Annotated in this window: 11 protein-coding genes; 10 read left to right on the top strand and 1 reads right to left on the bottom strand. The window is 50.0% G+C overall.

Annotated features, from left to right (window positions below):
• Positions 1 to 25 precede the first annotated feature (25 nt).
• Positions 26 to 2,407, bottom strand: coding sequence for a Lon protease family protein (locus AC27IB_RS06890; protein WP_487119835.1), 2,382 nt, complete (start codon positions 2,405 to 2,407; stop codon positions 26 to 28).
• Positions 2,408 to 2,544: 137 nt separating this feature from the next.
• On the opposite strand from AC27IB_RS06890, the gene AC27IB_RS06885 reads away from it, so the two are divergent.
• From AC27IB_RS06885 to AC27IB_RS06840, 10 genes are all read left to right on the top strand, one after another.
• Entirely contained in the window at positions 2,545 to 3,063 is a 519-nt protein-coding gene (locus AC27IB_RS06885) for an SRPBCC family protein (RefSeq protein WP_487119833.1), read from the top strand.
• 184 nt (positions 3,064 to 3,247) lie between these two features.
• Positions 3,248 to 5,851, top strand: a complete 2,604-nt coding sequence (gene leuS / locus AC27IB_RS06880) for a leucine--tRNA ligase (protein ID WP_487119831.1) — start codon at positions 3,248 to 3,250, stop codon at positions 5,849 to 5,851.
• Positions 5,851 to 6,369 carry an LPS-assembly lipoprotein LptE gene (locus AC27IB_RS06875; protein ID WP_487119829.1) on the top strand — a complete coding sequence of 173 codons (519 nt, stop codon included), beginning with the start codon at positions 5,851 to 5,853 and terminating at the stop codon, positions 6,367 to 6,369. Before leuS ends, AC27IB_RS06875 begins: the two co-directional genes overlap by 1 nt.
• A gap of 4 nt (positions 6,370 to 6,373) precedes the next feature.
• Positions 6,374 to 7,414, top strand: coding sequence for a DNA polymerase III subunit delta (holA, locus tag AC27IB_RS06870; protein WP_487119827.1), 1,041 nt, complete (start codon positions 6,374 to 6,376; stop codon positions 7,412 to 7,414).
• Entirely contained in the window at positions 7,414 to 8,058 is a 645-nt protein-coding gene (gene nadD / locus AC27IB_RS06865) for a nicotinate-nucleotide adenylyltransferase (protein WP_487119825.1), read from the top strand. Before holA ends, nadD begins: the two co-directional genes overlap by 1 nt.
• Before the next feature lie 20 nt (positions 8,059 to 8,078).
• The gene (rsfS, locus tag AC27IB_RS06860) at positions 8,079 to 8,396 is read left to right on the top strand and encodes a ribosome silencing factor (protein ID WP_105936807.1); all 318 of its coding nucleotides are present in this window, start codon (positions 8,079 to 8,081) and stop codon (positions 8,394 to 8,396) included.
• 28 nt (positions 8,397 to 8,424) lie between these two features.
• Positions 8,425 to 8,895 carry a 23S rRNA (pseudouridine(1915)-N(3))-methyltransferase RlmH gene (rlmH, locus tag AC27IB_RS06855; RefSeq protein WP_487119823.1) on the top strand — a complete coding sequence of 157 codons (471 nt, stop codon included), beginning with the start codon at positions 8,425 to 8,427 and terminating at the stop codon, positions 8,893 to 8,895.
• 3 nt (positions 8,896 to 8,898) lie between these two features.
• Positions 8,899 to 10,806, top strand: coding sequence for a penicillin-binding protein 2 (gene mrdA, locus AC27IB_RS06850; RefSeq protein WP_487119821.1), 1,908 nt, complete (start codon positions 8,899 to 8,901; stop codon positions 10,804 to 10,806).
• On the top strand, positions 10,803 to 11,918 hold the full coding sequence (rodA, locus tag AC27IB_RS06845) for a rod shape-determining protein RodA (RefSeq protein ID WP_487119819.1): 1,116 nt from the start codon (positions 10,803 to 10,805) through the stop codon (positions 11,916 to 11,918). Before mrdA ends, rodA begins: the two co-directional genes overlap by 4 nt.
• Positions 11,918 to 12,841 carry a septal ring lytic transglycosylase RlpA family protein gene (locus AC27IB_RS06840; protein ID WP_487119817.1) on the top strand — a complete coding sequence of 308 codons (924 nt, stop codon included), beginning with the start codon at positions 11,918 to 11,920 and terminating at the stop codon, positions 12,839 to 12,841. Before rodA ends, AC27IB_RS06840 begins: the two co-directional genes overlap by 1 nt.
• Positions 12,842 to 12,884: the final 43 nt, after the last annotated feature.

The following is a 12,884-nucleotide window of genomic DNA, read 5'->3' as shown; positions in this document are numbered from 1 at the left end:
ATCAGCCCGTTGCACCTTAGCCGGGTTACTCCTCACCGCCATTAACCGTACAGGCAATTTGATACAATCGCTTAACTGCCAGGTCGTTAATGGTATTTTTCGGATAACGACCACGACTTGACAATGCCCCTGCTTCTTTTTCCATCAGCAATTCCAGTGCGTCGTCAACAGTTTCCACACTGTATATAGCAAACTGGCCTTTTTTCACTGCGTCCACGACCGCTTTATCTAACACCAGATGGCGGACATTGGATTTAGGAATAATCACTCCTTGTTCACCGTTTAGTCCCCGGTGCTGACAAACATCAAAAAAGCCTTCAATTTTTTCATTCACACCGCCTACTGCCTGCACTTCACCATACTGATTAATCGAACCGGTGATGGCCAGCGACTGGCGGGCAGGAATATCGATAATAGCGGAAATCAGTGCCACCAGTTCGCCTAATGAAGCACTGTCACCATCGATATGCCCATAAGATTGCTCCAGCGCAATATTAGCCGACACGGTAAGCGGGAAAGACTGGGCATATTTATTACCAAGATAGCCGGTTAACAGCATCACCCCTTTAGAGTGAATAGGCTGACCCAGCTCCACTTCCCTTTCAATATCCACTACGCCATTCGCGCCGGCATAAACGGTTGCGGTAATGCGGGCCGGCGTACCAAAAGCCGTGTCACCAATATCCATTACCGTCAGGCCATTCACTTTACCGATAGCTTTGCCGTGTGTAGCAATGAGGACCTGACCTTCCTTGATATCGTTCAGTAATGAAGTGCTGACCCGGCCAGTACGGCGCTTTTTGGCCATCAATGCCGAATTTAAATGGCTCAGGTCAATTTGCGTATCACCTACTTTGGCACAGAAATAATGGGCTTCGTTAAGTAATTCGATCACATCAGCAAAATGCGCAGAGAGCTTTTCCTGATGTTCGGCCATCCGCAGCGAATACTCTACCAGGCGATACATAGCCGGTTGGGTAATACCAGACAGGCCCAGCTGACTGATTTTTTTACGCACCCGGCCAACAAAATCAAATAAGTTTTGCCGGGTGGCACTGATCTCATGATCAAAATCGACCAGCACCCGGAATAGTTCGTTAAACTCGGAGTCGTAATCCTGCAGCGTGTAGTAAAGATCCCGGGACCCCATCAGGATTACCTTTACTTTTAAATCAATCGCCTGTGGCATCAGCGTCATCGCGCTGGCCATCCCCACATCCTGTTGAGGTAAATCCATCTTTAATTTGCCAAACTTTACGGCCAGCTTCAGTGCTTCCCAAACGTAAGGCTGATGTAACAGCTGGTCGGCGTCGAGCAATAAATAGCCGCCGTTAGCCTTGTGAAGTGCTCCTGGCCGGATCATTTTATAGTTGGTATACATCGCCCCACCAAGGTGAGTGTATTCAATTAAGCCAAACAAATTCTGATACGTGGGGTTTGGCTCATACACAACCGGTGCACCGCCATCCAGACTATGGGCACAAATGACATTGGGCAGAAAATGTTCTTCCAGTATCTCCCGGCGATCCCGTTCATCAAGTTTTTCCGCTTTGGGATCCTCAACTAAAAATGCCACCACCGCTTCAATTAAATGAGACTTTAACTGCCTGAGGTGTTTTAACACGCCCAGATCGCCGGCATACTTATGCTCCAGCTCTTTAAGTAAGGGTCTGATGCCGTGCTCGGCCGTATCACTGTTTAATTTACGTAACTGTTCTGAGTTTTCGCGCTTCCACACGGGGAGTGACAACAGGCTCTCACTGAGCCGGTTTTCAAGTTCCACTATCAGCTTGTAAAACCCTTCCCGCTGCTGTTCTGAAAGCAGTGCAAAGTCACTGTCATCAATGGGTTTATTGTTCACTATGGGCGCAAAGCTTACCGTGCCCTGCTCTTCGTGCATGGCAACCGAATTAGCCTGAGCAAAACGTTCTACGCTGTTAATGGCTTCATCGTATTTTTGTTCAAAGTGCCTGGCAATGGCCGCCTTTTTACGTTGATAACCCGGGTTATCAAACGCTGCCGGAAACGTATCGAGTAGCTCGTCAACCAGATTGGCCATGTCCTTGGCAAACTCCCGGGCACCGCCCGGATGCATCCGTAAAACCAGCGGTTCACGTTCTTCTTCGAAATTATTAATAAAACACCAGTCATCCGGTGTAGCCAGTTTGCTGACATGCCGTTCAATATACTCTTTTACCAGCGTAAAGCGGCCTGTGGCATGTTCACCCATGACATACAGGTTGTAACCGGTAGAATCAATATTCAACCCAAAGGTCAGCGCTTCGCGGGCGCGCTCCTGACCAATAAAGGTTGAATTTAATGCGGCATCGTCCTTAAGCGCCTGATTAATGGCCCGACGATTAATATTGGGGGTGAGCTGTGTGGCAGGTAACCGCTCCCAGGTCATAACAATGTTCTTCTTTATTTTCTCTTCTTACAGTGAATCCTGATTCCCCTTGTCTGTCAAACCTTAAACTTGTGTTTGGTTAATTTCCATACTAGCCTAGCTCATTGATTAATCACCTTTCGTTGTGAACTGACGCCATGAAGTTATTTGCTCTCCTCGCGTTGTTATTAAGTGCCACCTGCATCGCTAAATCAGAGGTCGTTGCCGTGAGTGACAGCGGCTTTATCGTGACAAACAAAGTCAGTATTGATGCGCCGGCGGATATTGTCTGGCAGGCACTGATAAACGACATCGATAAATGGTGGCCAAAAAGCCACACCTGGTGGGGTGAGCAAGGCCAGCTTACCCTTGACGCCAACGCTGGGGGCTGTTTCTGCGAAGTGTCACAAGAGCGCTCTGCACAGCACATGCAAATTGTATTTGTGGATCCGGAAAAATTGCTCAGAATGACCGGCGGGCTCGGCCCGCTTCAGGGCATGGGCGTATTCGGTTCACTGGACTGGGCTTTTACAACCACTGAGACCAGCACACAGATTACGCTCACCTATCGCGTGCAGGGATTTACCCCGGATGGATTTGCCAAACTGGCCCCCATCGTTGCCCAGGTGCAGGGTTTACAATTGCAAGGTTTGGTAAATTACCTGAATAACGATTAAATTACGGTCAATTAAGCCAATTATTCCGCTTCATTCGGTTCAGCCTATTGTGAGAGATGCCACCGCTAAGTTATTCTATGGGGTTATTATACCCGTAACATGCTGACGGTAGTGTTTAGACGCCTTTTCACGCCTGCTGCCAGCACAGTTGTCAAAGTTTAAATAAAGCGGAAGCCTCAGGTAAATGGCCGAAAATCAGTATAACCCACAAGAAATCGAAAATGCTGTTCAACAGCATTGGCAAGACACCAATGCCTTTAAGGTGACAGAAGAACCGGGCAAAGAAAAATTCTACTGCCTGTCAATGTTTCCTTACCCTAGTGGTCGCCTCCACATGGGGCACGTACGCAACTATACCATCGGTGACGTAATCAGCCGGTTTCAACGTATGCAGGGCAAAAATGTACTGCAACCAATGGGTTGGGATGCGTTTGGCCTGCCTGCGGAAAACGCCGCAATTAATAACAATACGGCACCGGCAAAGTGGACCTACGCCAATATCGATTACATGAAAAACCAGCTCAAATCACTGGGCTTTGGTTATGACTGGGATCGTGAAGTTGCCACCTGTAAAGCCGATTACTATCGTTGGGAACAATGGTTCTTTACCCGCCTGTATGAAAAAGGCCTGGTATACAAAAAGAACTCAACCGTGAACTGGGACCCGGTAGACCAGACGGTACTCGCCAATGAGCAGGTTATTGATGGCCGCGGCTGGCGTTCAGGTGCGGTAGTTGAACAAAAAGAAATTCCTCAATGGTTTATCAAGATTACCGATTACGCTGAAGAACTGTTACAGGATTTGGAACAGTTAGAAGACTGGCCGGAACAAGTCAGAGCCATGCAGGCAAACTGGATTGGTCGCTCAGAAGGCGTTGAAATTACCTTTGAAATGGCCAGCAAAGTTAATGACGTTAGCGATTTAACCGTTTATACCACCCGCCCGGATACCTTTATGGGGGTGACCTATGTGGCCGTGGCTGCCCAGCACCCTCTGGCCGAGGCTGCTGCTCAAAATAGCGCCGACGTCGCCAGGTTTATAGATGAATGTAAAAATACCAAGGTGGCTGAAGCGGAACTGGCAACGATGGAGAAGAAAGGCTGCTCCACCGGTTTTTATGTCGTTCATCCGTTGACCGGCGAACAGTTACCTGTGTGGGTAGCTAACTTCGTATTGATGGATTACGGCTCCGGGGCGGTGATGGCAGTGCCAGGGCACGATCAGCGCGACTGGGAATTTGCTACCCGCTATGACTTACCCATAAAACAGGTAATCAAACCACTTGAAGACAGTAACGCCGAGTGTGATTTAAGCGCTGCAGCGTATACTGAAAAAGGCCTGCTGATCAATTCCAATGACTTTGACGGCCTGGCGTTTGACGAAGCTTTTAATGGCATAGCTGATAAACTGGTAACACTGGGTTGCGGTGAGCGGAAGGTTAATTACCGTCTGCGCGATTGGGGCGTGAGCCGTCAGCGCTACTGGGGCGCGCCAATCCCAATGCTGAACCTGGAAAACGGTGAATCCGTCCCCGTCCCAGCCGAAGAATTGCCGGTGATACTGCCCGAAGATGTTGAAATGGACGGTGTTACCTCCCCTATTAAAGCCGATCCGGAGTGGGCCAAAACCACTTTTAATGGCCAGGCAGCGCTACGCGAAACCGATACTTTTGATACCTTTATGGAATCCTCCTGGTATTACGCCCGTTATAGTTGTGCCAATACCGATGATGCGATGCTGGATCCGGCGAAAGCCAATTACTGGTTGCCGGTGGACCAGTACGTAGGCGGTATCGAACACGCCATACTGCACCTGTTGTATTCCCGTTTCTATCACAAATTATTGCGTGATGAAGGCCTGGTCAATTCTGACGAACCTTACAAGCGTTTGCTTTGTCAGGGGATGGTGCTGGCTGACTCTTACTTCAGTGAAGACGATAAAGGCAAGAAAACCTGGTACTCGCCCACGGAAGTATCAACCGAGAAAGATGACAAGGGGCGTATTACTAAAGCCTGGCTGACCGCCGGTAACACGCCGGTACAGCACGGTGGCATGACCAAGATGTCAAAGTCCAAAAACAATGGTATCGATCCGCAACAGGTTATCGACCAGTACGGTGCCGACACGGTTCGCTTATTTACCATGTTCGCTGCGCCTCCGGAGCAGACTCTGGAGTGGGTTGATTCAGGGGTTGAAGGGGCTAACCGCTTCCTGCGCCGGGTATGGAAACTGGTTAATGAGCATCTGGCCGCTGGTACACCAGACTCCCTGGATGTTAAAGCGCTGGATAAATCCCAGCAGGCACTGCGCCGCGAGCTACATAAAACCATTGAAAAAGTCAGTGATGATCTGGGCCGCCGCCAAACCTTTAATACAGCCGTAGCGGCAATAATGGAACTGCTGAACCATCTGCAAAAAGCGCCGCAGGAAAGCGCCCAGGATATTGCTCTGATGCGCGAGGCGGTCACCAGTATGGTGCTGTTGTTAAACCCTATTACGCCACATATTTGTCATCACTTATGGACTAAACTTGGCCACACTGACAGCATTGAAACCGCCCCCTGGCCGGTTGCAGACAAAGCGGCTCTGGTGGAAGATGAGAAGCTCATCATTGTTCAGGTCAATGGCAAGTTACGGGCGAAAATTACCGTATCAGCCAGCGCCAGCAAAGAAGAAGTGGAGCAACTTGCCAAAGAACAGCCAAACGTTCAGCCGTTTACCGAAGGAAAAACCATTCGTAAGGTTATCGTGGTGCCGGGTAAACTGGTCAATATCGTGGCTAACTAATGCACAACCTGACAGCTATCAGCAAAACGCTGCTTATTTTGATTACCACACTGGCACTTGCCAGCTGTGGTTTTCATTTGCGCAGTGAAAAAACGCTGCCCAGTAACACTGACTATTTGTACGTTCAGGCCAGCAGCCAGAACGCGCCTTTGATCAGAGCGCTGGAAAGTCGCATGAATGTGTATCAGATTAACGGCGGCGCCGAAGCTGATCCTGCGTTAAAAGCAACGACTATTACTCTTCGGCTACAGCCAGAAAAACTGGACCGTCGGTTACTCTCGGTCTTTGCTACCGGTCAGGTGGCGGAATACGAGCTGATCTACAGCGTTCGCTACACGGTGGTATTTCCCAACGGTGAAGAGTTAAAAACCGCTTTCGAAGTATTACGTGAATATCAGGACGACCCTGATCAGGTACTGGCAAAGTCACGCGAACTCAATCTGGTGCTGAGTGAAATGCGCCTGGAAGCAGCAGACCGAATTATCCGCCTGTTATCCAGCCAGTACGCGGGGCTATAACAAGGTGCAGGTTTATCCCGATCGCTTCAGACAAACCTTAAAAGAAGGGCTCAAAGGCTGTTACCTGATATTTGGCGATGAACCACAGCAAAAGTTTGAAATCCTGCAGGCGCTGAGAACTGCAGCAAAACAACAGGGGTTCGATGAGCGAACCGTGCTGGTCGCTGATGGGGAATTCAGCTGGTCACGTTTAATCGATGCGACCCAAAGTATGTCATTATTCGCGGCCCGGCAGTTAATTGAACTGGAATTACCCACAGGCAAACCGGGCACCGAAGGCGCGGGCCTGCTTACCGAGCTCGCTGGCAATTTATCTGCCGATACCCTGCTGATTATCCATGGGGCAAGGATCGGTAAAGATGTGCAGCGCACCAAATGGTTTAAGGCTCTCGACGCCATTGGCGTGTTTACCATTTGCTACCCGCTGGAAGGGACTCAGCTGCATAAATGGATCCAGCAACGCCTGCAATCGGAGGCGTTTCAGTTTAGTCCGGCCTGCGTTAAATTAATCGCTGATTTTAGTGAAGGCAACCTGATGGCTGCCGCCCAGGAAATCGAAAAGCTCAGCCTCGCTTACCCGGATAAACAACTGGATGAAGAGCGATTGGCCAGCGCCTTAGTGGACCAGTCACGCTTTAATGTCTTTCAGCTGGTCGACATCATGCTGCAGGGCGATCGCACGCGGTGCGTTAAAATTCTCCAGCGCCTGGAAAGTGAAGGTATTGAGCCGAATATCATCATCTGGGCTTTGGTGCGGGAATGGCAGACACTCTGGAAGCTTAATCATTTACAGAATACCGGGCAAACCATCACCTGGCCAAAACTCGGCATCTGGAAAAACCGCCAGGGCTTCTACCAACAGGCCATGCAGCGTTTATCCAAGGGTGAACTAACCCTTATCGGTGAGCAACTTACAGAAGCCGATCAGCTGTTTAAACAGACCTCGGTGGTCAGACCCTACATCAAACTTTGCCATTTATGTCTGCTATTCACTGGCGTACCGCTGGGACATATGGCCTTTGCAGAAAGTGCAGACAGCGTCTGATGCGGGCATTATTAGGGGGCACCTTTAATCCGCCGCATCAGGGGCACATTAAGGCCGGTCTGGAAGCGATAAACGAAATTGGTGTTAAGCGGCTGGGGTTATTGCCGTGCAAGTTACCGCCCCATAAATCGGCCCCCGAGACGACCAGTTCCCATCGCTTAAAAATGCTTGAACTGGCTTGCAAAGAGGAGCCGGCACTTTACGTTGAGCCGCTGGAATTATCCTTACCGGCACCTTCGTATACGGTAAAAACCCTGCAGTATTTACGCAACATGCGCGGCGATGAACCATTGTTTTTTCTGTTAGGCGAAGATTCACTGTATAATCTGACCAGTTGGTATGAGTGGCAATCGCTGACTGACTATTGTCATATTGTTGTAATGCGCCGCCCTGCCTCAACCGGCGAGCCGGACGAAGCATTACAAGCATGGCTTGCAGAGCGTCACAGTTCACAGCTGAACGCTTTTTATAATCAGCCATCCGGCCTGGTGTATTTTACGGATAGTCAGGATTATGCCGTGTCATCAACACAATTGCGTAATGCCCTGACCACAAACCAGATATCTGACAGTGTGGTGACTGACTGGCTTAGCCCGGCAGTCTTACACTATATTAAACAACATAAGTTATACGGCACCATTTAAGGTGTCAGTGAGGAGAACTTTTGCAACACGAGCAACTCAAAGCGTTTGTCTTAGACAAAATTGACGATATGAAAGGACGGGATATCGTTGAATTAAATGTAAAAGGAAAATCAACCGTCACTGATACCATGGTCATCTGTTCGGGTAACTCCAAACGGCATGTCAGTTCTATTGCAGAACATGTCCAGGTAGAAGCCAAACACGCTGGTCACGCCCCGTTAAATGTTGAAGGCAAAGAAACCGGAGACTGGGTACTGGTCGACTTAGGTGACATTATTGTGCATATCATGCAGGATGAAGCCCGCGACTTTTATCAATTGGAAAAACTCTGGGGTTAACCCCTTGTCGACACGGAGTTAGTAAGCTGTGCGCATACAGGTAATTGCGGTTGGTAATAAAATGCCAGACTGGGTAAGCACCGGCACCAATGAATTTCTGCGCAGATTTCCGGCAGATATGCCGGTGACGTTTACTGAGATCCCGCCTGGCAAGCGGGGTAAAAATGCCGATATTAAACGCATTCTGCAAAAAGAGGGCGAAGCGATGATAGCGGCCATTGGTAAATCAGATAAAGTGGTTACCCTGGAAGTCACCGGTCGCCCCTGGGATACCCCTGCCCTGGCCCGTCAGCTCGACAGCTGGAAAATGGACGGTCGCGATGTCAGCCTGTTAATTGGCGGACCGGAGGGACTTGCTCCTGCCTGCTGTGAACTGGCCGAACAACGCTGGTCACTGTCACCTCTCACGCTACCGCATCCGCTGGTACGTATTATTGTGGCTGAATCTCTGTACCGGGCATGGTCTGTTACCCAGAACCACCCTTACCACAGAGAGTAATGCATGCCCATTAAGCGTCAGACAATTCGAGACCATACGGCTGAGGCAAATCTGTTTGCCCGCCGTGCGGTTATCGCAGCGCTGGTGGTTTTTGCCCTGCTGGTGATGGTTGTCAGTAATCTCTATTATTTGCAGGTAGAACATTTTGAGGATTACCAGACGCGCTCCAATGGTAATCGGATTAAAGTACTGCCTATCGCGCCTAATCGTGGACTGGTATACGATCGCAATGGCGTGCTACTGGCTGAAAACCGTCCGGTTTACAGTCTGGAAATTATTCCGGAAAAAGTCGATAACCTTGAGCATACTTTAATCTTTCTGCAGGCCCTGATGGGGATCACAGATGAAGAAGTAGAGGATTTTAAAAAATCCCTGCGAGGTCAGCGTCGCTTCAAACCGGTGGCGCTACGTACCCGCCTGACAGAAGAAGAAGTCGCGCGCTTTGCCAGTCGCAGCCATCGCTTCCCCGGCGTTTCCATCGAAGCACGGCTGGCCCGGTACTATCCGTTTAAGGAAACCCTCACCCATACTCTGGGTTATGTCTCTAAAATCAACAAAAAAGATTTACAAAAAATTCAGGAAGCCGGTGAAGAAGCCAATTATGCGGCGACTTACGACATAGGCAAGCTGGGTATCGAAAAATACCACGAAGACATTCTCCACGGCAAAGTGGGTTATCAGCAGGTGGAAGTTAACAGTCAGGGCCGGATCATTCGCACCCTGGATGTACAACCTCCCACCCCCGGTCGTGACATTGTGCTGAACATTGATATTCGTCTGCAGCAGGCTGCGCAGGAAGCGCTTAAGGATCAACGTGGCACCATCATTATTTCATCGGCACATACCGGCGGTATTCTGGCGATGTATTCCAATCCCGGTTATGACCCCAATTTATTTGTTCATGGTATCAGTAGTAAAAATTATTCCGCACTGCTTAACTCGCCGGACCGGCCCTTAATTAACCGCGCCACTCAGGGTCAGTATCCGCCGGCTTCAACAGTCAAACCGCTGCTGGGCTTATTGGGGCTGGAAACCGATACCGTCACACCAGAATATTCAATTACCGATACCGGTCAGTACCGTTTACCCAATGTCTCCCATGTGTGGCGCGACTGGCGTAAATGGGGTCATGGCGAAGTAGACCTGACCCGCGCGGTCGAGGTGTCCTGCGATACCTATTTTTATGATCTGGCCTATGAAATGGGTATCGATAGGATCAGTGATTACATGTCTGAGTTTGGCTTTGGTGATTATACCGGTATCGACTTATACGAAGAGAGCGACGCCAACATGCCCAGTCGAGGCTGGAAACGGGCTCGCTTTAATCAGCCATGGTACATCGGCGATACCATCGCGGTAGGCATTGGCCAGGGATACTGGACAACCACCCCAATCCAGCTGGTTCATGCTACGAATGCACTGGTTAACTACGGTGCCCGGTTTGTGCCACAGATCCTGCAGGGTTACCGTGAGGCCGACGGCACCCTGCAACCAGAGCCGCTTAAATTTTTGCGCCCTATCGATATTGTTAACCGCGAAAACTGGGATGTAATCCAGAACGCTATGTACATGGTAGTTAATGGCGAACGAGGAGGCGCTCGCTTTGCTTTCGCCGACACCCCCTATATATCAGCGGGCAAAACCGGCACCGCGCAATTATTCTCAGTTGCCCAGGGTGAGAAGTACGACGCTGAAAAAGTCGACGAGCGCTTAAGGGATAACGCCATGTATATTGGCTACGCGCCTTATGAAAAGCCGGAAATAACGGTGGCAGTGGTACTCGAAAACGCCGGCGGAGGCAGTAAAAATGCCGCCCCGATGGCGCGGGTTATGATGGATGCCTATTTTGAACTTTATCAGCCGGAGTTATTCGCCTCCGCACCGGCAAGTAACGGAGAGCCGGAACAGTGAAGCGCAGCAGGTTAAGAGAAAATCACATCAGTTTTTGGGATCGTATCCACATTGATCTGCCTTTGCTACTCGGCTTGCTCGTACTGATGGGAGTAGGTCTGGTAACCATCTACTCCGCTGGTGGCCAGGACATGGCTCTTATTGAACGCCAGGTGGTCCGCCTTGGTATTGCCATAGGCGTAATGGTTGTTCTGGCCCAGGTGCCGCCAATGGCTTTTCGGCGCCTGAGTATCTATGCCTATGGCGCTGGCATATTAATGCTCATCGCCGTACTGGTGTTTGGTGATGTAGGTAAAGGCGCCCAGCGCTGGCTCGACCTGGGCTTTATTCGCTTCCAGCCCTCTGAAGCAATGAAGCTGGCCGTGCCCATGATGGTGGCCTGGTATATCAGCAAATTTACCCTGCCACCGCGACTACCGCAGATTATCATTGGCTTTATGCTGGTCGTTGTGCCGACCATTTTAATTGCTAAACAACCCGACCTCGGCACGTCCCTGCTGATCGCCAGTTCCGGTATCTTTGCCATCTTTCTGGCCGGTATGAGTTGGCGTCTTATTACTATTGTGGCCGGACTGGGCGGCGCTTTTCTGCCTATTATGTGGTACTTTTTGATGCAGGATTATCAAAAACAGCGCGTGATCACTTTTATGAACCCCGAAAGCGATCCGCTGGGTGCCGGTTACCACATTATCCAGTCAAAAATTGCCATAGGTTCTGGCGGACTGGAAGGTAAAGGCTGGCTGCAAGGTACCCAGTCACAGCTGGAGTTTTTGCCGGAACGTCACACTGACTTTATCTTTGCCGTGTTCAGTGAGGAATTTGGCCTCACCGGCGTGTTGCTGTTACTGGCCATTTATCTGTTTATTATTATCCGTGGGCTGATGCTCGCGGTACGCGCCCAAAATGCTTACAGTAAACTACTGGCCGGCAGTATTACACTCACGTTTTTCGTTTACGTTTTTGTCAATATGGGCATGGTATCAGGCATTCTGCCAGTGGTTGGCGTACCATTACCGCTGGTGAGTTACGGCGGCACATCAATGGTGACTTTATTAGCCGGATTTGGCATGCTAATGGGTATCGGCACACAAAAAAGATTATTGTCGCGCTAATGACCCGATATTCATTATTACTTAGCTTTTCTGCAATGTTATTGCTGAGCGCCTGTCAGGCGCCGTCACGCTATACCCAAACCACGGATTCCGCGCCGGACTTTGTGTATCCGGAACCGCTAATGGAAGATGCAGAACCCAGATACGAGCCTTATCGCGAACAAAACAGCTTACCCTATGAAGTGCTCGGTAAACATTACCGACCGCTGAAAACTGGCAAAGGCTATGCCGCCACCGGCAAAGCATCCTGGTATGGTCAGAAGTTTCATGGTCATCTTACGTCCAATGGTGAAGTCTATGACATGTTCGCCATGACGGCGGCGCATAAAACACTGCCCTTGCCCTCTTACGTGCGCGTCACCAATCTGGAAAATCAGCAGCAGGCCATCGTGCGGGTCAACGACCGTGGTCCGTTTCATTCTGAACGGATCATCGATTTATCCTATGCAGCGGCCAAAAAGCTCGGCTTTCATCAGCATGGCACTACAAAGGTAAAACTCGAGGTTATCCACGTCGACACTGACGATATGGTGACCGTGGGGACTGAACCTGCCGTCCCTTATGCGCTGTATGCCGGAGAACTGCCGGCGGAAGACGTATTACAAACCGCCAGCAAGCCTGCCGCAGAAACCGTGGCTGGCACAATGCAGACAGAAACGAGTGACAGTGCCGCCCTGTCTGATATCGCGGCCAGTCAGGGATATTATATTCAGGTAGCAGCGCTGTCTGATGCCAAACGGGCCAAACAACTCTCTGACGGCCTGTCGTCGCTGTATCAGGTACCGGCAGAATTTCCGCTGATCGACGATATCTACCGGCTACGACTGGGGCCGCTCACCGATAGATTTAAGCTCAATATGCTGCTCGACGAACTCAAACAAAACGGCTATCCGGGCGCTTATAAGGTGGCAGCGAGTCTTTAAGCATAAAATTCCTGGAAATAGTCCCGTAGCCTCATTGAAATTA

The organism is Alteromonas sp. 4NH20-0104 (assembly GCF_057547795.1).
The sequence above is the reverse complement of the archived record's forward strand: the minus strand, read 5'-3'. Positions and strand labels throughout refer to the sequence as shown.

What these genes read in the sequence shown, in the direction of transcription:
- AC27IB_RS06890 (WP_487119835.1), bottom strand. Translation starts at nt 2,407, where the DNA reads ATGACCTGGGAGCGGTTACCTGCCACACAGCTCACCCCCAATATTAAT.
- AC27IB_RS06885 (WP_487119833.1), top strand. Translation starts at nt 2,545, where the DNA reads ATGAAGTTATTTGCTCTCCTCGCGTTGTTATTAAGTGCCACCTGCATC.
- leuS (WP_487119831.1), top strand. Translation starts at nt 3,248, where the DNA reads ATGGCCGAAAATCAGTATAACCCACAAGAAATCGAAAATGCTGTTCAA.
- AC27IB_RS06875 (WP_487119829.1), top strand. Translation starts at nt 5,851, where the DNA reads ATGCACAACCTGACAGCTATCAGCAAAACGCTGCTTATTTTGATTACC.
- nadD (WP_487119825.1), top strand. Translation starts at nt 7,414, where the DNA reads ATGCGGGCATTATTAGGGGGCACCTTTAATCCGCCGCATCAGGGGCAC.
- mrdA (WP_487119821.1), top strand. Translation starts at nt 8,899, where the DNA reads ATGCCCATTAAGCGTCAGACAATTCGAGACCATACGGCTGAGGCAAAT.
- AC27IB_RS06840 (WP_487119817.1), top strand. Translation starts at nt 11,918, where the DNA reads ATGACCCGATATTCATTATTACTTAGCTTTTCTGCAATGTTATTGCTG.